This is a genomic window from Aliidiomarina sp. B3213 (assembly GCF_003290085.1).
Lineage (GTDB): Bacteria > Pseudomonadota > Gammaproteobacteria > Enterobacterales > Alteromonadaceae > Aliidiomarina.
This window is the reverse complement of the sequence record NZ_QMKJ01000002.1, coordinates 756,695-782,623: the sequence shown is the minus strand read 5'-3', so window position 1 is coordinate 782,623 and position 25,929 is coordinate 756,695. Positions and strand designations below refer to the sequence as shown.

21 protein-coding genes are annotated in these 25,929 nt (G+C 46.3%); 15 read left to right on the top strand and 6 right to left on the bottom strand.

The window, feature by feature from the left end:
- Positions 1–5 precede the first annotated feature (5 nt).
- From DQX04_RS08860 to DQX04_RS08835, 6 genes are read left to right on the top strand one after another with little or no spacing between them, the layout of a single operon-like run.
- A complete protein-coding gene (locus tag DQX04_RS08860; RefSeq protein ID WP_111915526.1) occupies positions 6–356 on the top strand; it encodes a Na+/H+ antiporter subunit C in 351 nt (116 codons plus the stop codon).
- Positions 353–1,858: a monovalent cation/H+ antiporter subunit D gene (locus tag DQX04_RS08855; RefSeq protein WP_111915525.1), complete on the top strand. Its 1,506-nt coding sequence runs from the start codon at positions 353–355 to the stop codon at positions 1,856–1,858. The genes DQX04_RS08860 and DQX04_RS08855 overlap by 4 nt, the downstream gene beginning before the upstream one ends.
- Entirely contained in the window at positions 1,855–2,358 is a 504-nt protein-coding gene (locus tag DQX04_RS08850) for a Na+/H+ antiporter subunit E (protein WP_111915524.1), read from the top strand. The genes DQX04_RS08855 and DQX04_RS08850 overlap by 4 nt, the downstream gene beginning before the upstream one ends.
- Positions 2,343–2,612 (top strand): K+/H+ antiporter subunit F, encoded by a 270-nt coding sequence (locus DQX04_RS08845; protein WP_111915523.1) that lies wholly within the window; start codon positions 2,343–2,345, stop codon positions 2,610–2,612. Before DQX04_RS08850 ends, DQX04_RS08845 begins: the two co-directional genes overlap by 16 nt.
- A 20-nt stretch (positions 2,613–2,632) precedes the next feature.
- Positions 2,633–2,989 carry a Na+/H+ antiporter subunit G gene (locus tag DQX04_RS08840; protein ID WP_111915522.1) on the top strand — a complete coding sequence of 119 codons (357 nt, stop codon included), beginning with the start codon at positions 2,633–2,635 and terminating at the stop codon, positions 2,987–2,989.
- 22 nt (positions 2,990–3,011) lie between these two features.
- Positions 3,012–3,851 carry an ion transporter gene (locus tag DQX04_RS08835; RefSeq protein ID WP_111915521.1) on the top strand — a complete coding sequence of 280 codons (840 nt, stop codon included), beginning with the start codon at positions 3,012–3,014 and terminating at the stop codon, positions 3,849–3,851.
- Positions 3,852–3,937: 86 nt separating this feature from the next.
- On the opposite strand, the gene DQX04_RS08830 is transcribed toward DQX04_RS08835, so the two are convergent.
- Positions 3,938–4,408 carry a hypothetical protein gene (locus DQX04_RS08830; protein ID WP_111915520.1) on the bottom strand — a complete coding sequence of 157 codons (471 nt, stop codon included), beginning with the start codon at positions 4,406–4,408 and terminating at the stop codon, positions 3,938–3,940.
- 264 nt (positions 4,409–4,672) lie between these two features.
- Between DQX04_RS08830 and DQX04_RS08825 the strand changes: the two genes are divergently transcribed.
- Positions 4,673–7,006, top strand: coding sequence for a Calx-beta domain-containing protein (locus DQX04_RS08825; protein WP_165831974.1), 2,334 nt, complete (start codon positions 4,673–4,675; stop codon positions 7,004–7,006).
- A 114-nt stretch (positions 7,007–7,120) separates the two neighbouring features.
- Here the strand turns inward: DQX04_RS08825 and DQX04_RS08820 are convergent, their stop codons facing one another.
- The 4 genes from DQX04_RS08820 to DQX04_RS08805 all read right to left on the bottom strand — a co-directional run bounded on the left by DQX04_RS08820 (position 7,121) and on the right by DQX04_RS08805 (position 14,720).
- Positions 7,121–7,678 carry a hydrolase gene (locus tag DQX04_RS08820; protein WP_111915518.1) on the bottom strand — a complete coding sequence of 186 codons (558 nt, stop codon included), beginning with the start codon at positions 7,676–7,678 and terminating at the stop codon, positions 7,121–7,123.
- Between the two features lie 95 nt (positions 7,679–7,773).
- Positions 7,774–10,359: a penicillin acylase family protein gene (locus tag DQX04_RS08815; RefSeq protein WP_111915517.1), complete on the bottom strand. Its 2,586-nt coding sequence runs from the start codon at positions 10,357–10,359 to the stop codon at positions 7,774–7,776.
- Positions 10,360–10,526: 167 nt separating this feature from the next.
- Positions 10,527–12,701: a M3 family metallopeptidase gene (locus tag DQX04_RS08810; RefSeq protein WP_111915516.1), complete on the bottom strand. Its 2,175-nt coding sequence runs from the start codon at positions 12,699–12,701 to the stop codon at positions 10,527–10,529.
- 87 nt (positions 12,702–12,788) lie between these two features.
- Positions 12,789–14,720, bottom strand: a complete 1,932-nt coding sequence (locus DQX04_RS08805) for a DUF389 domain-containing protein (protein ID WP_165831973.1) — start codon at positions 14,718–14,720, stop codon at positions 12,789–12,791.
- Positions 14,721–14,826: 106 nt separating this feature from the next.
- Between DQX04_RS08805 and rlmJ the strand changes: the two genes are divergently transcribed.
- The 8 genes from rlmJ (at position 14,827) to DQX04_RS08765 (ending at position 25,105) form a co-directional block, all read left to right on the top strand.
- Positions 14,827–15,663, top strand: coding sequence for a 23S rRNA (adenine(2030)-N(6))-methyltransferase RlmJ (gene rlmJ / locus DQX04_RS08800; RefSeq protein ID WP_111915514.1), 837 nt, complete (start codon positions 14,827–14,829; stop codon positions 15,661–15,663).
- A 20-nt stretch (positions 15,664–15,683) separates the two neighbouring features.
- Complete coding sequence (locus DQX04_RS08795) at positions 15,684–17,657, top strand: bifunctional 2',3'-cyclic-nucleotide 2'-phosphodiesterase/3'-nucleotidase (protein ID WP_165831972.1); 1,974 nt, start codon at positions 15,684–15,686, stop codon at positions 17,655–17,657.
- A gap of 86 nt (positions 17,658–17,743) precedes the next feature.
- Positions 17,744–18,274 (top strand): DUF962 domain-containing protein, encoded by a 531-nt coding sequence (locus DQX04_RS08790; RefSeq protein ID WP_111915512.1) that lies wholly within the window; start codon positions 17,744–17,746, stop codon positions 18,272–18,274.
- Positions 18,275–18,523: 249 nt separating this feature from the next.
- Complete coding sequence (locus tag DQX04_RS08785; protein ID WP_111915511.1) at positions 18,524–19,732, top strand: OmpA family protein; 1,209 nt, start codon at positions 18,524–18,526, stop codon at positions 19,730–19,732.
- A 131-nt stretch (positions 19,733–19,863) separates the two neighbouring features.
- A complete protein-coding gene (locus tag DQX04_RS08780) occupies positions 19,864–20,550 on the top strand; it encodes a hypothetical protein (protein ID WP_111915510.1) in 687 nt (228 codons plus the stop codon).
- A 142-nt stretch (positions 20,551–20,692) separates the two neighbouring features.
- The gene (locus DQX04_RS08775) at positions 20,693–21,877 is read left to right on the top strand and encodes an acyl-CoA dehydrogenase (protein ID WP_111915509.1); all 1,185 of its coding nucleotides are present in this window, start codon (positions 20,693–20,695) and stop codon (positions 21,875–21,877) included.
- 5 nt (positions 21,878–21,882) lie between these two features.
- Positions 21,883–24,072 carry a thiamine pyrophosphate-dependent enzyme gene (locus tag DQX04_RS08770; protein WP_111915508.1) on the top strand — a complete coding sequence of 730 codons (2,190 nt, stop codon included), beginning with the start codon at positions 21,883–21,885 and terminating at the stop codon, positions 24,070–24,072.
- Positions 24,065–25,105 carry a hypothetical protein gene (locus DQX04_RS08765; RefSeq protein ID WP_111915507.1) on the top strand — a complete coding sequence of 347 codons (1,041 nt, stop codon included), beginning with the start codon at positions 24,065–24,067 and terminating at the stop codon, positions 25,103–25,105. The genes DQX04_RS08770 and DQX04_RS08765 overlap by 8 nt, the downstream gene beginning before the upstream one ends.
- Here DQX04_RS08765 and DQX04_RS08760 read toward each other — a convergent pair.
- The gene (locus DQX04_RS08760) at positions 25,102–25,911 is read right to left on the bottom strand and encodes an SDR family oxidoreductase (RefSeq protein WP_111915506.1); all 810 of its coding nucleotides are present in this window, start codon (positions 25,909–25,911) and stop codon (positions 25,102–25,104) included. The two genes, DQX04_RS08765 and DQX04_RS08760, sit on opposite strands and share 4 nt — an antisense overlap.
- Positions 25,912–25,929: the final 18 nt, after the last annotated feature.

Genomic DNA, 25,929 nt, shown 5'->3' with positions numbered 1-25,929 from the left:
TAAGTATGGAAATTTTGATCGCCATTGTTATTGCTGTGCTTACCGGAACAGGGCTGTATTTAATTCTACGGTCGCGTACGTTCCCGGTAGTAATGGGCCTCACTTTGCTGACATACGCCGTAAACTTGTTTCTATTCACAATGGGGCGCATTCAATATAATTCGCCGCCAGTTGTGAATGCTTCGGATACCTATACCGATCCATTGCCTCAGGCGTTAGTACTCACCGCAATTGTTATTGGTTTTGCGATGACTGCGTTTGTCGTAGTACTGGCGCTTCGAGCTCGCGCAGACTTAGGCAACGACCATGTAGATGGTAAAGACTCGGTAGACGACGTAAAGGAGGCTAATCGGTGAGTCATTTAGTGATAACACCTATATTGCTTCCTGCATTAACCGCCATTTTATTGGTGTTTTTAGCGCGTAGCAGTTTGAAAATAACGCGTGGCATTAGCCTGATTTCAGCATTGGCTCTGTTGTACTTTAGCTTCAGCTTAGTACAGCAGTCTGCAGGCGGAGTAATAGAAGTTTACTCGCTGAGTAACTGGGAAATTCCGTTCGGCATTATTCTAGTCGCCGATAGGCTAAGCAGCCTAATGGTCTTGCTCAATGCCATGTTAGTGGTTGCAGCCGTTATTTATTGCTTCCGTGGAAATGACGAGCGTGCCGACAACTTACAAGCGTTGATTCAGTTCTTGGTCATGGGGGTCAACGGCGCCTTCCTCACTGGAGATTTATTTAACCTATTCGTATTTTTCGAAGTGATGCTTATAGCGTCCTATGCTCTATTGCTGCACGGTGGCGGCAAAGACCGTGCGAAAGCTGGACTGCATTATGTTTTACTTAACCTCGTCGGCTCCAGTTTATTCATCTTGGGTGTGGGTATTGTGTATGGCTTGGTCGGTACGCTGAATATGGCTCATTTAGCCGAGCGTATGACAAGCTTACCGCCTGAGAATACGGCAATTTTGTCTGCTGCTGCGCTTATACTGCTCATGGTATTCGGCCTTAAGTCTGCAATGCTACCGCTGTATTTCTGGCTTCCAAAAGCCTACTCGAGTGTAAGTGCTCCGGTAGCTGTGCTGTTTGCCATTATGACCAAGGTCGGCATTTATTCTATTGTTCGTGTTCACGGAATGATCTTTTTGCCATCGGCCGTGGGTGAAACGGTGCTACAGTGGCTATGGCCAATTGCGATTGCGACTATGGCTGCCGGTGCGATAGGTGTACTGGGCGCACGAAAATTCAGAATTCAAATTGCCTATACCATTATTGTGTCGGTGGGCACGATGTTGGGTGCAATAGCTATTCACAACGAAGCCTCTATGCAGGCGTTGTTCTATTACATGCTGCACTCAACGTGGATAACTGCATTACTGTTTTTACTCGCCGACGTAATTGCTACTCAGCGCGGTAGTATGCAAGACAGTATTGTCCGCGGCCCACAAATGAAGCGTTACCGTAGCGTAGGTATTGTATTTGTTATTGCGCTCATCGCGCTTATTGGTATGCCTCCCCTGAGCGGTTTCTTTGGTAAAGTGTTGCTATTAAGTTCGGTAGACGGTGGCGCAGCCCAAGTTTGGTATTGGTCTGCCATTTTGCTGGCAAGTTTAGCTACGCTAATCGCGACAGTTCGTACGGGTAGTACTTTTTTCTGGCGCGTAAATGAGCCGAAAAATAGCGCACCAGCTATTCCGAAAAGTGCGTGGTTAAGCTTAGTTATGCTAATTGGTTTAATGCTTTCACTAGTCGTTTTGGCCGAACCTATCTTGCAATATATGAAAGGTTTGGGTGAGCAGCTTATGGATACGCAGCTCTATTACAACGCGGTATTTGGGTTTGAGGTGGTACCGTCATGAGCCATAAAAAACGTATTATTCCGCATCCGGTATTAAGCTTACTCATGCTGATCACCTGGATGGTGCTGAACAGCTTTTCTCCGGGGCACTTTTTACTAGGTACCTTTCTGGCGCTTCTTATTCCTTACTTAGTGCAAGACTTCTGGCCCAATGCTGTAAAGGTGCATAAACCGCTACACCTTATTTGGTATATCATCAAAGTAACAGGCGACATTATGGTGGCGAACTTTGTGGTAGCGAAGCAAATTTTAGGGCCAAGCGACAAGCTTAATGCAGCGTTTTTCGATATTCCGTTAGAAATAGAAAACGATTTCACTATTTCAGTGTTAGCGGGAACCATTTCACTTACACCTGGCACCGTTTCCGCAGACTTAAGTCCAGATCGTAAACGGCTAATTGTGCATGCGTTAAACGTGAACGATATAGAAGCGGAAATTAATTTGATTAAACAACGCTACGAGCAGCCACTGAAGGAGATTTTCGAATGTTACCCACAGTGATAACTATATGTATCGTTGCGCTTAGTATCGCCTTGTTGTTGAACCTTTATCGGTTGGCGAAAGGGCCTACATTGCCAGACCGCATCCTCGCCCTAGACACTATGTACATCAACACAATTGCTTTAATTGTATTGCTCGGCATTATGCAGTCGTCGCTTATATTTTTTGAATCCGCCATGCTTATTGCCATGATGGGCTTTGTCGGTACAGTGGCGGTGTCGAAGTATATTCTTCGTGGCGACATCATTGAATAATTCAGGACAAAGGAAAGCTTATGCCACTATGGGTTGAAGTTACAGTTTCGGTTTTTCTTCTGTTCGGCGCTTTTTTCGCGTTAGTCGGCTCTATTGGCCTGGCAAAATTGCCAGACTTTTTCCGCCGTTTACATGGTCCAACGAAGGCTACAACTCTTGGTGTTGGCGGTATGATCTTAGGGTCTATGCTGTATTTCACGCAAATGGAGCACCAATTTCAGTTTCAAGAGTTGCTCATCACTTTGTTTTTGTTCATTACCGCACCCGCTAGTGCTCACATTGTTGCCAAAGCAGCCTTGCACTTGAAAGTTCAGCATAAGGCCAAACATACAGAACAACAGCCTGAAGAAGAGCAAGACAAAGAGGCTGACTCCTAATTCGTTGTAAGAGAAATCATTCATGAATGAAAGAACAGAGCGAGCCGCTGCCGGTTGGCAAGCGCGGTTGTTAGAGCTGCGTGCCAATAAAATATTTGAAACAGTCGTTATTTCTATCATTGTTCTGTCGGCCCTTATGGTCGGCGCTAAAACTTACGATGAAGTAAGTCGTTTCGACAGTGCTCTGAATATTCTCGATTGGGCAGTCACGCTGTTCTTCTTGTTCGAGATTACCATTCGTATTATGGCTGAGCGTCGATTTATCGACTTCTTCAAGTCGGGCTGGAATATTTTCGACTTCGTAATTGTGGTCGCCAGCCTTATGCCGGTCGACCAAAGCCAAACGGTATTGCTAGCGCGCTTGCTGCGTGTATTTAGGGTACTTCGTTTAGTAAGTATGGTGCCGGAACTGCGCCTACTCATGAACGCCTTTCTCAAAGCTTTGCCGCGCATGACTTATGTTGCGCTGTTCATGTTTATTATTTTCTATATCTACGGCGCAATTGGCAGCTTTATCTTCCAAGACATAAACCCGTTCTATTGGGAAAACATCTCTATTGCTATGCTCACGCTGTTCCGCGTAGCTACATTTGAGAGTTGGACAGCAATTATGTACGAAACCATGGCTGTTTACCCCATGTCGTGGTTGTATTACGTGAGCTTTATCTTCATTAGTGCATTTATTTTCTTGAACATGATGATAGGTATCGTTTTAGAAGTGATGCAAAAGGAAAGCGCAGCATTCGATGCCGAGCACGACCAAGGCGAAGCAGGCGACATTAAGCACATTCGCGATCAAGTCGACAGTGTTGAAAAGCAGTTAGGCGAACTTAAAAGTCTGTTGCGTGAACGTAAGCAGTAAATCGTCTATCTAGGGCTCGTTGCTTTTGAGCGCATGAACTAGCGAAGGTAAGCACCTTGTCACGAGGATAAGGTGCTTTTCTTAAATCACACCGACTCTTCTTCCCAAGCCGCATTGGTTTCTTTTGCGCGTTTTCCGCCTAAAAATAGAAGTACAGAAAATACAATTCCGGCCAGAAAAACGATAACGTTGAGAGAGTGAAGGAAAATTTCCCGTGCTTCATCTACTCCTACAAAGTCAGCGATATCTTTTAGATAACCGAATACTGCAAGTGTATTAATTAATAACAAAGCCGCAGATACATACGCTAATAGCGTTATAAGTTTTTGATTGAAGCCTATACCCGCCAGCACAGTAAAACCTAATAGACTCAGTACCAATGCTGTTCCCAATAATCCATCGTTTAATGGAACCTTAGCGATACTAAAGTAGTTAACAGATATCTCAAGAATGGTCTGGTAAGACAACACTAGCGCGATGAGGGCAAACACTACATATTTTGTATTGTGTATTCCACCTGCTTTAATTTTTCCCCAAATTTGATGCGCTTGTTCCATAGCGTTATTCCTTCTTTATTGTTGTATTTCTTAATTCAAACTAAGTGAGAATTTACACTAGCATGTTGTTGAAATTATGTTAAGCCTATCGAGGAGAGGGTCGGTTGGGTAATTGGCAGAATTGGAATTTAGATATTGCTTTGTTGTGAAAGCTACGCCTATGTTCATTTGAACAATTTATATAAATAATGCACTATTCCGTGGATAATTTTATTAATGATAGTTCTGCTATGGACTGTGCAATTCTCTACAAGGAAGCATAATATGTCATTCACAGCTTTGGCTTTAGCAGCGTCACTTACAACTGACCCATTTGTTGAAGCATACAACCATGCTAAAGAGCATAATCATGATGTGAGCTGTTTAACTGTTCATGCTGATGAGTTGGGGCTTGAGCCTCGTATGTTTTCCTCTTTTGATGCAGAGCAAGCCACTATCGATGAAAACGGCTTATATGTTTTAGATTTAGCTGTTTGGTATCGTCCTGGTTGGGCTGATGCAATTGGTGAGCAAGAAATCGACAAGCGCGTTGCTCAGTGGATTGAAACAACCAATCGTGTGTTCCGCAATTCTGACGTTAATGTTCGTGTGAATGTACTATTTGCCCGGGAAATGGCGTATGCGTTTGAAGATTACCCAGACGCTACAACTTTCGCTAACTCTACTTTGAATAATAGTGCTGGCAGAGGTTGGATGCATGTTTCTCCCTTTGGATCAGGTACAGAAGATTATCTTCCTGACGATTACCCTATGTTTCACCTGACGTCTGCAGAATATGGAGCAGACTTACACCTGTGGATTCAAGAGGGTCAAGACGAAGATGTTATCGAGGGCCCTATGGGTCTTGCATCAACTCATGGCATTACTGCAGCTGTTGTTGACCAATCTACTGCGCCATTCAATGCAGAACGGAACTTAGTTGCAGAGGCTGTTTTAAGCACAGGCCAGACGGTTGCACATGAAATTGGACACAATTTAGGCTTGATGCACGAATGGTCAACCTATGAAGAAGTTCCAAATGGTTTTGAGTCAGATGGTTTTGCCTCTCGCTGTGGTCAAGGGCGAGTGCCAGGCACTGCGACTACTATTATGTGGTCAGTAGGTCATCCTGATTACCTTAAACGCGAAATTGTATCTAGCCCTGAAATTTTTATGGATGATGAAGCGTGTGGGTCATACGAGCGTGAGAATCAAACACGGGTTGCAAACGCTCGTGCGGAAATTGCTTCTGCGCATGCTGTTCGCCCTGAAGCGCTTGGCAATGTTCGCTTTACGCAATCTGTTTACGAATCACCTTACGGTCGTGACAACTTGGTTGTGACCTTAGAGCGTGATGGTGATTTAAGCCAAACAGCAGAAGTTGAAGTTACCGCTATTGATGGTGGCGCGGAAGCAGGTACGCACTATAACGGCTTAAAGCAAGTTGTGACCTTTCAAGCAGGCTCAGCAACATCACTTGCTCAATTTGAGTTGCTAAGCACTCCTGACGACGGTCAGACACGAACTTTTGATATTAAAATGCAGTACCCACTGCGTTTAGATATCGAGTTTGAGTACGCACTTGCTGTTCTTGAGGGGGCAAATGACGCACCAGCTCAAGGTGACTTCTCAATTACCTCGTCAATTACGCTAGCAGAGCGTGGAGAGGGTGAGCTTGTTGTTAGCCGAGTTGGTGGCTCGTCGGGTGAAGCTGTACTTAATGTTTCAACTGTAGATGGTACAGCTGAAGCTTATACGCACTATCAACCCATCAATATGCAAGTTCGCTTTTTAGATGGCGAAACAGAAAAAACGATTCCTGTTCAAGTGTTCACAACGGATACAACCCGTGAGTTTAATGTTGTATTGAGTTCAGTAACTGAAGCTGAAGTGCTTCAAGAAACCGCGCAAGTGCGCATGCTTTCCGGTCAAAGTGGTGAGGTTTACTTCACTTATACAGAGCGTGAGGGTGAATACTTAAATCGCTGTGATCGGATTAGCGAAATTGCTCGCCCTTACCGTTGCTCTGTTCGTACCACTGTAGATAAGCCTTTATCAACAGAAATTAGGCTACCGATGAGTCGTTTATTTGGGGACGTTGGCCCGAAACAAGTAGTAGTTCATGCTTCAACTTTTGAAGTGTCACCGCAAACGAACTCATACCCTGTTCAGCTTGATGAGGTTGTGGAGCCAATCCAAACGGTTTTCTTCGCTGACGGGCAAAGCGAGGGTGAGGTTGTTTTTGTATTGAGTAACCTACCTACTCCAGAAGAGCTTGTTGAGGAATATGGATTTCAAACCACCAACTTAAATTACAATTTTCGAGCTGTCATAGTGGATGAGAGTCGAGATCTAGACTTCCTTCGCAATCCTGTAGAAATAAATATTCAAATCACCCCTGTATTTGAGGATGATGGAAGCGATGGTGATGACGGTAACGATGGCGGCGATGATGGGAGCGACGGTGATAACGACGGCGGAGACGGTGACAATGACGGCGGCGATAGTGGAGACGGAGGTCAACAGCCAGCACAGCCTAAATCATCTGGAGGCTCAGTCAATCCATTATTCTTAATGCTTCTAGTGGGGCTGTTTATTAGACAGCGTTACAAGTCATAAACTATGAAGTGAATTTAAAAGCCCGCGTATAGCGGGCTTTTTTATTACGTCATTCTGAATGGTTCGTGGCTTTTTTGGCTTCAAATATCCGATTAAATTCTCCTATCTAAAACACTAACGCAAATAAGTTTTACTAATATGCTTAAATTTGGGGTTAGCGCTGTCGTGTAACCACTCGAAGGTAACCATTTCGGCGTTCACTATGTGTACCCCTTCGCGCTCAAGTCTTGCTAAAGCGGTTTGTTTGCTTTCTGGAGTGCGCGATGAAACGGCGTCGTTCACAACGAAGACTTCAAAGCCAAAGTGTTTTAAGTCTAGTGCGGTTTGCAGCACGCATACATGTGTTTCCATGCCCACCAACACAATTTGCTGGCGCTCGGTAATGCGCAGCATCTTTTGAAACTCTGACGACTGCCAAGCACTAAAATGGCTTTTTTCTACGGTGTTTGCCTTTGAGATATGTTTACTCAATGCGGGGACCGTATGGCCTAATCCTTGTGGGTATTGTTCGGTAAACCAAACGGGCACACCTAAGTCGGTGGCTACATTTAACAACCATTCGGTACGTTCTACCAGCTGTTCCGCGTTGTGAATGGCGGGAAGCAGCTTTTCTTGAATGTCGATAACTGCAACAAGAGCGTTATGGGCATCAATAAGCTGTGGTGATTTCATGGTTGTTTCCTGCGCTATGTACTTGTTTCAGCGATAAAAAACCGGCTTTCTTGTGACTATTCAAGAAAAGCCGGTTTCTATACTAACACTATTTTTTAGTCGTTAGCGGGTGCGCTGACTTCTAAAGTGCTAATGGTGTTTGCGGCAATGTCTTCTTCTGTCCATCTGATGGGTGACAAACGAGGTTCTTGTGAATAGAACTGAGTTTGATCCAAGTAGTGTGGCGAGAATACGTCAGAAGACTGAGAGTAGGTAAGCAACCCACGACCTTCTGGGCCATTCTCGGTGAAGCGCATTACGAACATCCAGCTTGAACCACTGGTAATGTGGTAACCCTCTGGCGCCAGTTGCGAACCTGGAAGGGTGTCGTAACGATGGCGCGGTAGCAGTGTACCGTCTTCTGCACCTTGCGAACGGAATACGTTGAAGCCGCCTTCAATATTGTTTGCGCCACCCCATGGTAGGCGGTTACCGCTTGCCGTTCCGTCTGGATTGCTGCGCTCAACAAACTGAACGTCGCCTAATGGTGCGTCTAATGCAAAGCCAGCCGCCTGTACTGTTTCGATAGCCTGAGCAAGTTGAACGAGTACCGTTTCATTGGTGTCTAGCGTGTTTGGCGTAGTGGTTGGGTTGTTACGATCGAAAGGTACTACCCACTGTGGATCGGTCGCGAAACGCTGTGCGAATTCACGGAACAATACCGCGCCTACACTTTCTTTATTCATGCGTCCGTCCCACAAGCCAAGAGCTGTACAGCCTGCTGAAACATCCACGTTGCCGTTTGACGTAGTCACTGGCGTGGTGCCGCGTGCTGTACAGTGAGCGATAAGGTCATCTAATACCGCTTCACCTAGGTAAGCACGGTTACTCAGTAACGTTTCTTCCAATACGTCTAGCGTAACGTCGCTTAGCTCACTCAATTTCTTCTGACCCATACGAGAGCGCAAAGTTTGCTCGTTGTTAAAGCGACCGTATAGCAAGTAGTCTGGCGCTTCGTCGCCTTGTACATTGCCTACTGAATCAGCGAACTGAGAAGTTGCCAGTGGCTCGTCTGGGTTAGTTAACCAATAACTGTTATTCGAGTTTTGCACGAAGTCTGTGCGTTGTAGCATTGGTGCACGTGTTGCTGGCACCGTGCCACGCGGCATGAAGGCTTCACTGTTACCCGGAACTAGTGTAAACGGAGCTTGAATACGAACCGCAGTTGAAACTGGGTCGTTACGCAAGAAGTCTAATGCTTCAGGGCTTAGGTCTGGAACCGTCGATCCGTCCATGTAGAACGTATTACCGTCTTTATCTGTCGCCATAATGTTGTTGAAGATAATGCCGGTATATTCATTCATAATTGAATAAATCTCGTCGGTACTTTCCGCCAGGTTAAGTGCTAGCCAGTGATCAAGTACATCAAAGTTAGGCAAGTTAGCGTCGTATAATGCAAACGCAGACGTGGTGCCTTGGAAGTTCATACCCCACTGGAACTGACCTGGGATACTTAGCAATGGCCCGAAGTCACTCATATAGAATGTTCTTTCAAGCTGAATGCTCGTTCCCGGACCTGTCGCAACAGTAATCTGTACGTTTTTCTCTTCCATTTGACGAGGTTCGCCGTCAACCAAGTAGGTTTTACCTGTTTCGTCTGATGGGTCGAGTTCTAGTTGGTAAACAAGAAAGCGTTCTGCAGTTGAGAAGGTGTGTGTCCACGCTACGTTGGCGTTAAAACCAATGTTTACTGGACCAGGCATACCTGAAAGCGAGCCACCTACAACCTTCATTTCGCCAGGAATTTCAACACCGAAGCGCCAGAAGCGTTGATTACCTACGTGTGGGAAGTGAGGGTTAGCAAGTAGCATACCTTGACCGTTTTCGGTCATGTCGCTACCTAGCGCCCAACCATTTGAACCCAGTTCTGAAGGGTTCGGATCCGGCGGTGTAATAGACGCTAAGTCTAGGTTCATGTCGTATGAAGTAGCTTCAGCCATCACAGGCGTTGGGTTGTAGTCTTCGCCTGGCGGCACTGCAATAAACATTGGGTCAAGGAAGTTAGCTGCGCCTGGGAGTAATGCGACGCCTAAAGCGTAGGTCATCATGTCTACTTCTGTGATAGGTCGAACATGAGGTCTACCCTGACACGGAAGCGCAATGTTATTTACGCCGGTTTCAGCTAAGTATGCGTTATATCCTGCTGCGTAACCTTGAAGTAAAGCTTTTGAGTTGTCGCTTAAGCCGTCGATGTTTGCTTCTGCAAGGCCGCGTAAATCTAAGGCTTTATATATGAAGTCGTTGATCACGTTTTTGCTGTCACCAGACCCTAATACAGCATCTGGTCCGAAGAACATGGCGCGTTGACCATTAAATCGAACAATTTGATCCGCAAGCACACAGATATTGTCTTCGGCGAACGCATACGCAGTACCAAAGCCAACACCTTCTAAGCTGTCTGCTGTAATGAAGGGCACGCCAAAATCTGTACGGCGAATTGTTGCGCTTACGTCACCCGGCGCAAACGAAGTAATTGACGGAGCTGTGTATGGCGCTGGAGGAGTACTTCCAGTTGGAGGAGGTGTACCACCATCTCCGTCGTCGATTGCAGGGCCACTCGACGAGCCGTCGAAGCAGCCTGTCATTGCGAGAGCACAAGCTGCGCTAAGCAAGCTAATGTGCCACTTTCTGTTATTCTTCATATACAAAGGTCCTTGTTGTTACTTTTTGGTTATATTTTTTGTCGCTCCAAGTATTAGTAATAAAAAGCGTGTGGTCAAACCTGTTTTGGATAAACCGACATAAAAAAAAGGTCGAACGGTAAACCGCTCGACCTTTTTTAATTCAAAAATAACTGAATTTTATAGGCTTATTCTGCGTCTGGTTCCATCAAGCCGCGACGAATAAGCAAATGACGCGTGTCTGGCTCTTGACCACGGAAGTCGATATAAAGCTCAAGCGCTTCTTTCGTTCCGCCTTGTGACAAGATAGCGTCACGGTAACGCTGAGGCATTTCACCGTCGATACCGCCGTTGGCTTTCACATGAGCAAATGCGTCAGACGCAAGTACGTCAGACCACATGTACGCGTAGTATGAAGAAGCATAGCCGCCAGAGAATACGTGCGAGAAGTAACCAGAACGGTAACGAGGTGGAACGTATTCTAGGTCGATGCCATAACCAGCTAGAGCTGCAGCTTCAAAAGCTTCTACGTCTTCAATGGTAGTGCCCGGTGCAATCGAATGGTATTCCAAGTCGAGTAATGCCGCCGCCATGTACTCAAGTGTATTGAAACCTTGGTTGAAGCTCATTGCATCAAGAACCTTGTCTAATAGTTCTTGTGGAATAGGCTCGCCAGTTTCGTAGTGAGTCGCAAAGTTAGGTAACACTTTAGGGTCTAAAGCGAAGTCTTCGTGGAATGTCGAAGGTGATTCTACGAAGTCACGTGGTACAGCAGTACCCGAAAGTGACGGGTAAGTTACGTCTGAGAATAAGCCGTGAACACCGTGACCCATTTCGTGGAACATTGTGCTTACGAAGTCCCAAGAAATTAGCGTAGGCTCGCCTTCAGGTGCTTGTGGAATGTTCATTACGTTGTATACCACAGGGCTCGTACCTTCTAGGTGCGATTGACCTACGAAAGAGCTCATCCAAGCACCGCCGCGTTTACCTTCACGTGCGTAGTAGTCAGCGTAGAAAATGCCTAAGCTTGAACCGTCTTTGTCGAACACTTCATAAGCGTCTACGGTTTCGTGGTAGGTTGGAAGGTCTTCACGTGGCTCGAAACGAATACCGTAAAGTTCACCCATGGCGTGGAAAACACCATTTTGTAGTACGTTGTTGAATTCAAAGTATTCCGCAACTTCTGCTGGGTTAAGTTGGTAGTCTTGCTCGCGAACACGCTCTGCATAGAATTCCCAATCCCACGGCTTCAGTTCGTGGTCCATACCCATAGACTCGATTTGTTGACGTAAGCGGTTTGCTTCGCGCTCAACTTGCTCAAGTACAGCTGGAACCATGTCTACAAGCATTTGGCGTGCGCGCTCTGGCGTTTGAATCATTGCTGACTCTAAGCGGTATTGCGCAAACGTGTCATAACCTAGAATTTCAGCACGTTCAGCACGTAGCTCTGCTAAGCGGCGAATAATGTCAGTGTTGTCGATACCGCCATTCTCACCTAAACCACGGTTTGAAGAAGCTTCCCAAAGCTTACGACGCGATTCGCGGTTGGTCATTTGGGCAAGCGCAGCTTGGCGAGTAGTGTTGCTTAAGCTAAGAACATACTTGCCTTCAAGGCCACGCTCGGTTGCGCGTTGTGCCGCATTGTCGATAGTTGCTTGGTCTAAACCAGCAAGCTCTTCTGCTGAGTCAAATACTGGCGCGCGCTCACGGCTGTCGGCGAGTACGTTTTGTGAAAACTGAGTCGTTAACGTTGACTCTTCACCGTTAAGTTCACGGATTTGTGCCATTTGCTCGTCAGTTAGGTTTGCACCTGCGCGAACAAAACGCTCGTGATAAACCTCAACCAAACGCTTTTGTTCTGGGTTAAGGTCCATGTGCTCGCGATGCTCATAAATAGCATTAACACGGTTGAATAACGTTTTGTTCAAGTAAATGTCGTCGCTATGAGAAGACATTTTCGGTGCAAGCTCAGACTGTAACGCGCGAATGGTGTCGTTACTGGTCGATGAAGCCATAGCGTAGAAAACGCGAGAAACACGGTTTAACAAGTCGCCACTTTGCTCAAGTGCAAGAATGGTGTTGTCGAAAGTAGGTTCTTCTTCGTTGTTCGCAATTGCTTGCACTTCAGCAGCGTGTTGCGCCATACCAACTTCAAAAGCCGGGCCGTAGTGGCTGTCGTCAATTTTATCAAACTCAGGAGCTTGATACTGTAATGTGCTTTCTTGCGCGAAAGGGTTGTCCATGCTGAGTTGTGGAACATTTTGTTCCGCTTGTGCAGGTTCAGCAACCTGGCTGTCGTAGTCGCTACAAGCAGTTAGGCCTAAACCAAGACCAATCGCCGCAGCTAGTATTGTTTTTTTCATTAACTTCTCTCCTCAAATATACGCCTGGCAGCCGCTTAAAATAGCAAGGTAGGGGCTATTGCTCAATCTTTTGCGGCTGTTTGCGCTTTATAGGCGATGACGGAAGCCAATTTCTACAATAACTTCGCGATCCCAGCGCTGCTCTAATTGTGACTTTAGGGCTCTAATCTGCGCTGTTGTTAACGGTTCAGTACCAATGTGGTCGGCACTTAAATACAAGGTACCCTGAGAAATGGTGACACTAATATTTTTGAGCTGAACCTCTTGGTTATCGAGAAAGAATAGACGTTGTTGGGTGTCACGCTCTACATTCCAATTTTCATAAATGGAAGCGAATGCAACAGCGAGTGGAATGGCTATCGCACCAATAAGTGAAGCGGTAACAACTAAACCTCTGCGCGCTCGCATTACGGGTGCATAACCTAATGCAAGGAAGGTTAAAACCGCTGCTCCAGCTATACCGACTAAGTTAGTAAGCAATAACAAACCGGCGCCAGAGATCATGGCGATGTTGCCCCAGCCTAAACCAATGCCTGCTACGCAAAGTGGCGGTACTAGCGCAACAGCGATTGCAACTCCGGGTAAACTTCGCATAACGCTTGCACGAGCATACGCATATGCACCCGCCACGCCACAGGCAATGGCTACCCCTAAGTCGAGTAATGTGGGTTGCACGCGACTCGAAATTTCCAAGGTTACGTCTTTCATCGGCACAACAAGGGCAAGTAAGCTTGAGGTAAGTAGCCCGACCGCCACGCCAATGGCAATGGTTTTAGCGCTTTGAATCATAATGTTGCGGTCGCTACGCAGCAGGCCCATGGCAATGGCTATAATCGGCGCCATTAAGGGGGCTAGTACCATTGCACCAATAATAACTGCCGCACTGTTTAGAAATAGGCCAAGTGTTGCGACCACAGAACTGAGAACCATGAGAGCTAAGTAATGCGGATGTGTTTTTGCGCTGTCTCGTACTTGTAAGAACAGTTCTCGAAAGTCTTCTTCTAGTGCATGAGTGAAGAAAGGTAAGTGTCTGGCGATCATGGCGATACGTTCGGCACTTTGTGGCAGGTTTTCTACCTTCATCGTGTCTTTGTTGTCGTCCTTTGCTTCATGCCTTTGGTGGTAAGCCTCGCTCATATTTATGCGCACTGCGCGAGGAAACAGTTCGAGATGAATATGGTCAGACTTTCGCTTTTTACCGTCTAAGTAATATTTGAGCGGCTCACGAGCCTGAATGCTGAGTACTCGAGTTTTAATATAACTGATAGCACTCGGTAGCCGCTTTTGGCTGGCGCGCCGACGTAATGTTGTAAGTAAGAAGGCAATGTATTGAACAATCGACTTGGGTGACATCACCACGACTGAAACTCGATTGTCTTGCACCGATATGCTGGTATCCAATAGCCTAGCTGCTGCGCAGTCGACGTCGTTTTCAATAGCGACTAAACCGGTTATTGCTGTTTTAAATTCCTTTTTTTCGGTGGTTAAGGTTACTGCTGTGGCTTTAATGCGCACTAGATTTCGAATGCTATGCCAAAGCAGGCTGAGCCAATACAATATGAAGCGCCATAAGCTTTGCTCGCGACGTAAATAAGTAGAAGAGCGTTGGTTCAAAAAGGGAGTTTCTCCAAGCATTAACATGCCCATCACCACTTCGTCGTTGCATCGAAGCACGTCAATGGCTTCAGGGTCGTCCTCTAAAGCTAGTCTAATGGCTTGCTCAGGGTCTTTGGGAAGCTTGAACCAAGAAGCAAGGGGACCGCCAGAATGAATGGGTACAAAGCCAAGAGAAAACCCCATGGTTTTGGCAAGGTCGATATAACGAGACGCAGTTTGGTCTGTCACAAGCGCTACAATATGACCCGCTTGGTCTGCATAGTGGCCCGGGCGCTCCAGAAATTCGTCTTCTTCAATGTCGATAAGCTCGATGTCGTGCGTTAATGCGAAACTATGAATGCGCGACAGCAGTGGGTACTGTTCTTTCGGGTGAATAACCAATGCTTTGTTGAAAAAGCCCATTTTTGTTCCTTGCTCCATTTTTTGCTTAACCCAAGCATGATTTAAGCACGACAAAATATCCAGAAAACGCTACCCTATATTATCTTTATTTAACGCCTAATTTTTTATGCTTAGCTATCAACATGGGTATCATGCAGGCAATCCTGCAGACGTACACAAGCATTATGTAGTGCTTGCTGTTTCAGCCTACCTCAATAAAAAGCCAGCACCTGTGCATTACTTCGACACGCATGGGGGGAAAGGGCTATATCAGCTTGATGATCCTCAGAGCCAAAAAAAGCAGGAATATAAGGAAGGTATTGAGCAAGCTATGCGGCTACAAGGTCAACTTCAAGACGACATTTGGAAGCGCTACTTTGCTACCGTAGGAAGCGTAAACCCTTCGACTGACAAGTTGAACTATTACCCAGGGTCGCCTGTTTTTGTGGCACAACAGTGTAGAAAAGACGATAGGCACACGGTTTTTGAATTGCACCCCGCAGAGCATGAAGCGCTTGCGGCGCAGCAGAGTCAGCAAGTAGGGCGAGTGGTTTATGGGGACGGGCTAAAAGGCGTTGTTGCCGCATTACCACCGAAAACGCCGCGCTTGATGGTGCTTATCGACCCAGCATATGAAAGAGGGGAAGAGTACACAGACGTAGCAGAAACCGTGCAGCGTATTTTGCAGAAGTGTCGTCATGCGGTCATATTGGTTTGGTATCCTTTAATACCGAAAGACAAACATTTAGTTATGCTTGAAGCGCTCAAGAGCAATGTTTCCGTCCCGATTTGGCAAAGTGAATGGCATTATAAAGAAAGGCCGGAAAACTTCGGTATGTATGGTTCGGGCATGTTAATTGTAAATCCGCCCTGGCAAATCAATAGCCAAATTGAGCAGGGTTTTGAAACATGGACGGCTGCAGGTGTAGGTAAACATTTGGGTCAATGGTTAGTACAAGAGTAGTTAAAGGTAGAAGTACACACATGAAGGTTATGAATTTTAAATCAGCGGTTTTATTTGCAGTCGCTATATTATTTCTCGGCTCTTGTGGTTTAACGCCGAGAGAGCCAGCGCAAATTGAATTGCGCATTATGGAAACCACCGATATTCATGCGCACCTTTTGGGGTATAACTATTTCGCGGCTGAGGATACAGCAGAATACGGGTTTGCCCACACAGCGCATCTCATCAAGCAAGCGCGGGCAGAACAAGCTAACCATTTATTGTTCGACAATGGCGACCTTATTCAAGGTAGCCCATTAGGTGACTGGATCGCTAAATCTGGAAACATAGCTTTAGAAGAACAGGTTCATCCCGTTATCGATGCCTTAAATTACCTAAATTACGATGCGGCGAACATTGGAAACCATGAATTTAATTTCGGCTTAGAGTTTTTAGAGCAAACGCTTTCTGGCGCGAACTTTCCTTATGTAACTGCGAACGCTTTTTATATTGAAGGTGAGCCAAATGAAAACGACGGCTGGCGCACACAAGGCTGGGACAACCCCATTCGTCCACCCTATGTGATTTTAGAGCGCGAATTTAAAGATACCGCGGGGCGTAGCCATACGTTAAACATTGGTGTTATCGGATTTGTTCCTCCGCAAATTTTAACTTGGGACGCCATGAACTTAGCGGGGCGTGTTTACGTGCGTGACATGGTTGCTGCAGCTCAGCATTTTGTGCCGAAAATGCGTGCAGAAGGCGCAGACTTAGTGATAGCTATTCCCCATGCCGGCATTAATGATTCAGCACGCTACACCGAATTTACCGAGCAGGCGACCCGTGAAATTGCTCGTGTACCCGGTATAGACGCTATTTTATTCGGCCATCAGCATCAAATTTTCCCGGGCTCTCCAAGCTATGACAACATTCCGGGTGTCGACAATGTTGCCGGAACCATTCATGGCGTGCCTTCGGTGCAACCAGGATACTGGGGCAGCCATTTAGGTTTAATTGACATGGTGCTCGAGCAGTCTGGAGACTCTTGGGTTGTACAGCGTAGCCAAGTTGAATTGCGCGAGATAACCGACCAAGTCGACCTAGAATTTGCAGCACGAGTGCAAGCTGTTCATCAAAAAACTGTGGATATGCTGAATGAACCGCTCGCTCCTTTAACCACGCCGATAACCAGTTATTTGGCTCGCATGGCACCCGACACGGCTACTCAGTTTATAAATGAAGCACAGCAATGGTACGGACAGAAGTTGCAGAGGTTAGGAGAGCTTCCACAAGACTTGCCTGTACTTTCTACTGCCTCGCCTTTCAGGACCGGTCACCAAAACGCTGAAGACTACGTACACATCGAAGAAGGCCAAGTTACGCTTGGCGATCTTGCCGGGCTATATGTTTACCCTAATACCTTACAAGCTATGGTTGTGAACGGTGCGCAGTTAAAAGAGTGGCTCGAAATGTCGGCCATTGCTTTTGCAACTTTTGAAGCAGGCGTGCAAGACCAACCTTTACTTGCCCGAACTCCAAGCTTTAATTTTGACAGTATTTTGGGGCTTAAATGGACCTATGACTTGAGGCAGCCACCCCGTTATAACCGAGAAGGCGAAGTGATTGATGACGACGCGTATCGGGTGATGAACTTAACTTACAATGGTAATCCTGTTAGAGATAACCAAGAGTTTATTCTTATGGTGAATAACTATCGTGCTGGTGGTGGCGGTAACTTTCCTAATGTGGACGCAAGCATGCTGGTTTACCAAGGCGCCGACGAAATTCGTCAGATCATTGCGGATTACGCGAGAGATGTAGCTGAAAAAGACGGTCAGCTGTCCTTAACGCGGGACGCGAGTTGGTCGTTCATTTTGCCAGAAAATAGCTCTGTATTATTTACTTCAGGGCACAATGAAACTGTTCTTGAAGAAATAAACTGGGTTAGTGGGGCCACTTTTATTGGTTTAAATGAAGAAGGCTATGGTTTATATAGAATTACTTCTGAAGATTAAAACTGACTGTTTGTTGCGTACTTGCGCAATAGTTAAAGCGTATTTATGCTGACGCTATAAAATAAGAAAATATAAAAGGTATATCTATGAAAAACGTTGTTGAACAACTAGCAAACTATGCTTGCTACCATCGCGATGGTAAAAATATTGCCACGCATTTTGTGGGTATTCCTTTAATTGTTATTGCCATAGTGGCGTTATTGTCTCGCCCGGCTTTTGAATTTGCTGGAATCGATCTTACGCCGGCACTGATCGTTGTAGCACTTGCGGTGATCTATTATTTATTTTTGGATCTTGCGCTTGGCATCGTTATGGGTGCCTTACTGTATGGAACATTAATATTAGGTAGTTGGTTTGCATCTATGGAAACGGTGATGTGGCTAACTTATGGCATAGGACTATTTGTGGTCGGCTGGGTTTTCCAGTTTGTTGGACACTTTTTCGAAGGTCGAAAACCAGCTTTCGTAGACGACATCGTGGGTTTGGCGATTGGTCCACTATTTGTTGTTGCTGAAGCGCTGTTCATGTTGGGGCTGCGCAAGCGTCTGTACCAAGACGTAGAGCATTTGGTGGCAGTAAAGTTACCGCAAATGCCACCGATAAAAGCAAAGGCATGAGAGTATAGAATTCTAGTTGTAAAAATATTTTTGAGATCCTCTGTTGATCGCACAAAGATCTGTCTAGAATAGATAAGTAGAAAAAAGATTGCTAAATCTGTGTTAAGGCATTGGCATACGAACCATAAATTGTTATTTTATGGCGAATTAAGTTTGTTTTAGTGTTAGCAAAACACAGGGAAGCAAGCTAAACTGGTTCTTACCCCGGTGCGGGGTCCGCGGAATAATTGAACAAAAAGGAATATTAATATGATGAAATCTGCCCGTTTTACGCTGCCTGCGCTGCTGGCAGGTGTCATGGCAGTGAGCCCCCAGGCACTAGCCTCTGTAGATAACGAGGAATTGTCAGTTGGCTTGCGTTTAGGCATGTACAACTTCGATGACAGCCGTCAAGACGACGTAAACAACACACTTTTCAATGTGGACAGTGGGTTCAAAAACGTTGCTCCTGGTATCCAGTTGAACGTTCCTCTAACTGACACGTGGTCACTGCGTTCATACTTTGATTATGTAAAAGCGGACCTAGACGGCTCAAGCGCATCAGCAGACGGTTATTCAATCGGTGTTGACGCTTTATACCGCCTAACTAACGGTTTCTATTTTGGTGGTGGTTTGAACACTACCAAAACTGGTGAAGACAGCGGTCGTGGCTTACGCGGTACTGCAGGCTACCGTCGTGCAATCAACGACAACTTGTCTTGGTCACTAGAATACGCGATGCAGTTTGGTGACTTCACTGACTCTGCAATTATCGCTGGTCTTAACATGAGCTTTGGTGACGGTGGTTCTGCACTTACGCAAATCCGTTCTTCTGCTGAAGAAGAAGCGCGTCGTCAAGCTATCGCAGCTCGTCGTGACTCTGAAGTTGCTCCAACTACAGACGCTGGTGGTGTAGACACAACTCGTCGTGACTCAACTATGGCTTATCGTTCAGACGAAGAGCTAGCGCCACAAATTCGCGCAGCATTGGTTGACATCGACCGCACTGCTGACGAAGACGGTGACGGCGTTCCAGATTACCGCGACGTGTGTCAAAACACTTCTCGTGGTCACGCTGTTGACGCACGTGGTTGTAGCGTTTACGAAGAGCAATCACAGGTTCATCACTTGCGTGTTAACTTCGGTTTCGACTCTGCAATGGTTCCAGAAGAGTACTACGGCTACATCCGTGAGCTAGCAGTTCTTGTTGGTGTATACCCAGAGCTAGAAATTCTAATCGAAGGTCACACTGACTTAATCGGTCCTGAAGAGTACAACCAACGCTTGTCAGAGCGTCGTGCTCAAGCAGTTGCTGACATCCTTACTAACCAGTTTGGTATCGATGCTAGCCGTATCACTACAATCGGCCACGGCATGAGCCAGCCAGTAGTGAACCGCATCACTCTAGATGCGAACGCTCGCAACCGTCGTATCGAAGCGACAGTTACAGTGACTGAAAGCGTTCCTTCACGCGACTAAGCGAAGAACGTAACGAATTGAAAAGGGACCTTCGGGTCCCTTTTTTTGTGCCTACAATTTAAAAACGCGGATTGAACTCTATATGAGCAACTAGGTCTATTCTTTAAGCTAGCTTTAAAAGGAAGGAACCTATGAAATTTAAAACTCATCTTATCTATATCGTCTTAATTATTGCTGCGGTGTTCATTGGACGGCTGTGGCAGCCTGCAACAGAAAGCAGCCCCCGCGTTGTCACTCAACCTGCCTCTCACACTATACAAACGGTGCAACCCCAGAGCTCTAGACTCAATACAGCCTCGTCTAATCTCCTCGACGCGGAAAGCGTAGTAGAGTCTTTGCAGTTACAAAATGCCCAGCTCCGGGCTCAATTGAATGAACTTAACGACCAACTTATGGAGCTTGAAGATAACAACCTTAGCTTAGCGGCAGATTTGCAGGAATCTAAACAATCTTCTTCTGATTCGCCGTTTCCAGAACGTTATAGCACGCCCATTAATATCGACACCATTGACGAGAGGTTAGAAGCTGAAGAGGTCGACACAAGTTGGGCGTTTGATATGGAAACGCATGTGAACGACTTTTTAGTTCTGTCAGAAGACTTGGAGAATTTGTTTATCAATGACGTACAGTGTAGAGCAACTTTCTGTGTTGTGGATTTCGGAGTTTACGACTCAGAGGAAGGTTTCGATACAATGGAATTTCATCAAAGCCTGAGTCAGTATGAAGGGTTCAATTTTTCAGACTATGACTATGTGACCATGCTTGATACTAGCGATGGCACCGCCAGATGGATTCTGCAAAAAAGAGACGGACATTAATGTTCGTTTAAGATCCGACCAGCCGACTATTTGTACGAAAATTGTATAGCTTGACTAGGAATTAACCAAAGAATGTCGTTATAGTGAGTTGGCTATATAACTCGCTAAAAGCGACATAATTCTAATAAGAGGTTAAGACGTAATGAGCAGCTCACGCCCCAGCTTTAATTGGCAAGACCCGTTTTCTATAGACGCTATGCTATCTGACGAAGAGCGTATGATCAGAGATAGCGCCCATGCTTATTGCCAAGAAAACTTAATGCCAAGAGTGTTGACTGCAAACCGTGAGGAGCGTTTCGACCGAGAAATTATGAATGAAATGGGCGAGCTAGGTTTACTTGGTGCAACTATTCCAGAGGAGTTTGGTGGCGCGGGTGTAAACAATGTTTGTTATGGCTTGATAGCCCGTGAAGTAGAGCGGGTAGACAGCGGCTATCGCAGTGCCATGAGTGTTCAAAGCTCTCTTGTGATGTATCCAATCCATGCATTTGGTACACAAGCTCAGAAAGAAAAGTATTTACCGAAGCTGGCTAGTGGTGAGTGGGTAGGCTGTTTCGGTTTAACAGAACCGGATGCAGGCTCAGACCCCGCAAGCATGAAAACACGTGCTACAAAAGTAGACGGTGGCTATAAACTCACCGGTAGCAAAATGTGGATTACCAATAGTCCGATTGCTGATGTATTTGTGGTGTGGGCGAAACTCGATGGAGAAATTCGTGGTTTCGTATTAGAAAAAGGAATGAATGGCCTCAGTGCACCAAAAATAGAAGGTAAGTTCAGCTTACGCGCGTCAATTACCGGTGAAATTGTCATGGACAATGTATTTGTTCCGGAAGACAACATATTCCCAGAAGTTAGAGGGCTAAAAGGCCCGTTCAGCTGCTTGAACAAGGCACGTTATGGTATTTCTTGGGGCGCATTGGGTGCCGCTGAGTTTTGTTGGTACGCAGCACGACAGTACACTTTAGATCGTACTCAATTTGGTCGTCCTTTAGCCGCCAATCAGCTTATTCAAAAGAAGCTTGCCGACATGCAAACCGAAATTCATCTTGGTTTGTTGGGCTCATTACAAGCAGGACGCCTCGCGGATGAAGGCTTGTTAGCCCCGGAAACTATTAGTTTGATCAAACGTAACAGTTGCGGGAAAGCGTTAGACATTGCTCGCGTTGCCCGCGACATGCACGGCGGTAACGGTATTGCAGACGAGTACCATGTGATTCGTCACGTAATGAATCTTGAAGCAGTAAACACATACGAGGGCACCCACGACGTGCATGCCCTTATTCTTGGACGTGCGCAAACTGATATTGCTGCTTTCGGTAGTTAATTCTCATGAGTTTATTCGAGCGTTTGAATGGCGTGTTGTTCGACACGCCATTACCTGAGCCCGCATATACGCCAGATTTAGAGAGTTTAGGACTCACTAAGCAAGCGTTAGCAGACATGGTCGAAAGTCAGATTGTAAGCCGATTGCTCGACTTACATAGCCGTGAGTTGCAGGCCGCAGGCGAAAGCTTCTACACCATTGGTTCTGCAGGTCATGAGGGTAATGCTGCAGTGGCTTCGGCGCTTCGTATTAACGACATGGCTTTTTTACATTATCGGTCGGGCGCCTTTTTTGTAGAGCGGCAACGCAAGCAAAAAGGCAGTACGCCAATACATGACATGCTACTCAGTTTCACCGCAAGCTCAGAAGACCCGATCTCCTCTGGACGTCATAAGGTGCTTGGCTCTCATACGCTCTATGTACCTCCGCAAACGAGTACTATCGGCTCGCATTTACCTAAGTCTATGGGAATGGCTTACAGCATAGACTTAGCGCGTAGAATGAACCATCAAGGTAATGTGCCTAACGACAGTGTTGTGCTCTGTAGTTTTGGCGACGCTTCTGCCAATCACAGTACAACGCAAGGTGCAATTAACGCAGCATGCTGGGCGTCGTTCCAAAGTGTTCCTGTGCCAGCAATTATGTTGTGTGAAGACAATGGCATAGGCATTAGTACGGCAACTCCACCGCGCTGGATAGAAATGAATTTTAAGTCTCGGGCGGGGTTGCATTACGAGAGTTGCGACGGCAGAAACTTACTCGATGTGTATGCAGCGACGAAACGAGCCGAACGTATTGCACGTATTCACCGTAAACCGGTGTTTTTACATATGCATTGTGTGCGTTTGTATGGTCATGCTGGCTCAGATGCGGAAATGACTTACCTAAGCAAAGAGCAAATAGCGCATAACGAAACACAAGACCCGCTTCGCACCAGCCTAGCCCTTCTTGAGCACTATGAAATATCAAATCGTGAAGCGCTGAAAAGGTTTGTAGAAGGAACCTATCAACGTATCCAGCAGGTAGGTAAATACGTGGTTTCGCGTCCAAAACTAAAAGACGCTGCAGAGGTAATGAGAGACCTTGCACCCAGCCACCCACCGCTTGAAAGCCCGCCCGTAGCCGAGGGCCCAGCAAGAGAGCGGCTGTTTGGTCATGAAAAGCATAATCTGGGCAAGCCACAAAGCCTGAACAAGCTGATGAATTGGGCATTACACGACCTTATGTACCAGTACCCCAAAATCGTCATGATGGGTGAAGACATCGGTAAGAAGGGAGGTGTGTACGGAGTAACTAGTCGTTTGGTACAAAGCTTTGGTAAGAACCGTGTCATCAATACGTTGCTCGACGAGCAAAGTATTCTAGGGCTAGCCATCGGTACGGCGCATAATGGCTTTCTAGCGATGCCCGAGATTCAATTTCTTGCCTATGTACACAACGCGGAAGACCAAATTCGTGGTGAAGCTGCAACGCTCCAATTCTTTAGTTCTGCCAAGTTCAATAACCCGATGGTTATTCGTATAGCGGGCCTAGCCTATCAGAAGGGTTTCGGCGGACATTTTCATAACGACAACAGCATTGCATTGTTTCGAGATTTGCCAGGTGTGGTACTTGCATGTCCTTCAAACGGCGCAAGTGCCGCTAAAATGGTGCGTGAGTGCGTAAGGTTAGCGGACGAGCAAAAGCGAGTGGTCATTTTCCTTGAGCCGATAGCCCTCTACAACACTAAAGATCTTCACGAAGCAGGGGACAACCTATGGCTCCGTGACTACCCAGAGCCAAATGAAGTTATTACGTATGGTGAAGTTTCGACCCAAGGCGATGGAGCTGACATCGCAATAGTCAGTTATGCAAATGGTTTCTATTTAAGTTGCCAGGCGCAGCGTAAGTTAGAAGATAGAGGGATAAAAGCAACGGTTATTGACCTCAATTGGTTACATCCGTTACCTCTCGAGTCATTGAAAAATGCTTTAGGTGATCACAGAAAGGTACTTATTGTAGATGAGTGTAGAAAGTCAGGCTCTCCGTCTGAGGGCCTAATGACTTTCTTCCAGGAACAAATGGCAAATGAAAGCCTTCATGTGCAACGTATTACTGCGGACGACAGCTTTATTCCACTTGCGAAGGCGGCATACCACGTATTGCCAAGTGTAGAGCAAATTATTCATGCGGCAGAAGAGGTGGTGAATGACTAAGCAAAGAGCAGTCGTTATTTGTCCTGGGCGGGGAACTTATAACCGTAAAGAACTCGGTTACTTAGCTCGCTATCATGCAGACAAGAAAAACCTGTTAGATGAGTTTGATGCATTACGCCAGCAACAAGGTAAAGCAACGCTCGCCTCGCTAGACTCGGCAAATGTCTTTAAAAGCAAAGAACATTTGCAGGCGCAAAATGCTGCTCCTCTCATAATGTCTTGTGCTTACGCCGATTTTCTAAGCATCGACCGTGATAAGTATGACATTGTTGCGGTTACGGGCAATAGCATGGGCTGGTATATAGCTTTAACATGCGCCCAAGCAGTAGAAGCGCAACAAGGCTTCGATCTGGTCTCGACAATGTCAGACTTCACTCAGGGTGCAGACTTAGGTGGTCAGCTTATTTATCCCTTAGTGAATGAGCAGTGGGAGTTAGATGACACTCGTGTGCAAGATGTGAAAAACATCATTGCTGCAAGCCAAAGTAGTTCTGAAAACCAGCTTTATATGTCTATCGAGTTTGGCGGTTATGCGGTATTAGCTGGCAGTCATGCAGCTATTCGCGAAGCTAAACAAAAACTACCTGTGATCGACGACCAGTTTCCCATGGAATTGCCAGGTCATAGTGCATTCCACACGCCGCTTATGCAGCGAGCAAGTGAGAAAGCCTTCGATTACTTTGGCGATGATTTTTTTGCCTCTCCCCACGTGCCTTTAGTCGACGGCGACGGCCGAGTTTGGCAACCGCAACTGACCCAACCCAGTGCCTTGCGTGAGTACACACTGAATAATCAAGTAACGCAAACCTACGGGTTCTCTAAAGCGGTAAGTGTGGCGTTAAGAGAGTTCGCTCCCGACACTGTGATTCTAACAGGGCCGGGTAGCACTATGGGTGGAGCTGTGGCGCAGGTTATGATCAACGAGAAGTGGCAAAACCTGGCAAATAAAGACGACTTTATTGCCCGCCAAGACAAAAGCCCAATACTGCTGGCCATGGGGCTTGAGGAACAAAGAAAACTTGTGGTTAGTTAACGTTTCTTCTTGTTTCCTTTAGCCATCATGCGCGCATACCAAGCTCTAGGTAACCATTTTTTCATGCGCCAGAACTTGCGAGAGCTTTTGTGCGGAAGTATATAAAACTTATTATGCTGTATACCTTCTGCAATGATTTTTGCCACATCTTCAGCATTTATCTCGCTTTTGCTCATGAGTCGGTCTAGCTTTTGTTGCATGCCTGGCACGGTCGAGCGCATACCTTGGCCAAGGTTGGTTTGGAAAAATGAAGGGCAAACTACGCTTACACTGATGTTTGCTGGGGCAAGTTCATGCTGTAGAGTTTCTGAAAGAGAAACCACAGAAGCTTTTGTGGCGTTATATGCAGACATAGAGGGCACATCAAGCAAGCCAGCAAGTGACGCCACATTCACAAAGTAGCCGTGCCCCTGCTTCTTAAACATAGGGGTAAATGTGCGGCAACCGCGCACTACACCCATAAGGTTAATGTCAATAATCCAACGCCAATCTTCATCAGACACGTCCTCGATATTTCCGACCTGAGCTACCCCGGCGTTATTAAAAACAATGTCGACGCCGCCCCACGTATCCATAAGTTCCTGGGCTACACGCTGAAGGTCTTCGCTCTGGGTTACGTCACACGGTGTAAAGAGTGCTGAAGGCGAGATAGCTTGAAGTTGCTCTAAGGCTTTAGCTCCTGCCTCTTCGTCGAGGTCGGCGATACACACTGTAGCGCCTTCAGATGCGTAATGTTTCGCCAACGCCAAACCTAAGCCGTTAGCTCCTCCGGTAATAAAAACCCTCTGCGAACTTTTCTGAACCACGTTGAAACCTGCCTGCTG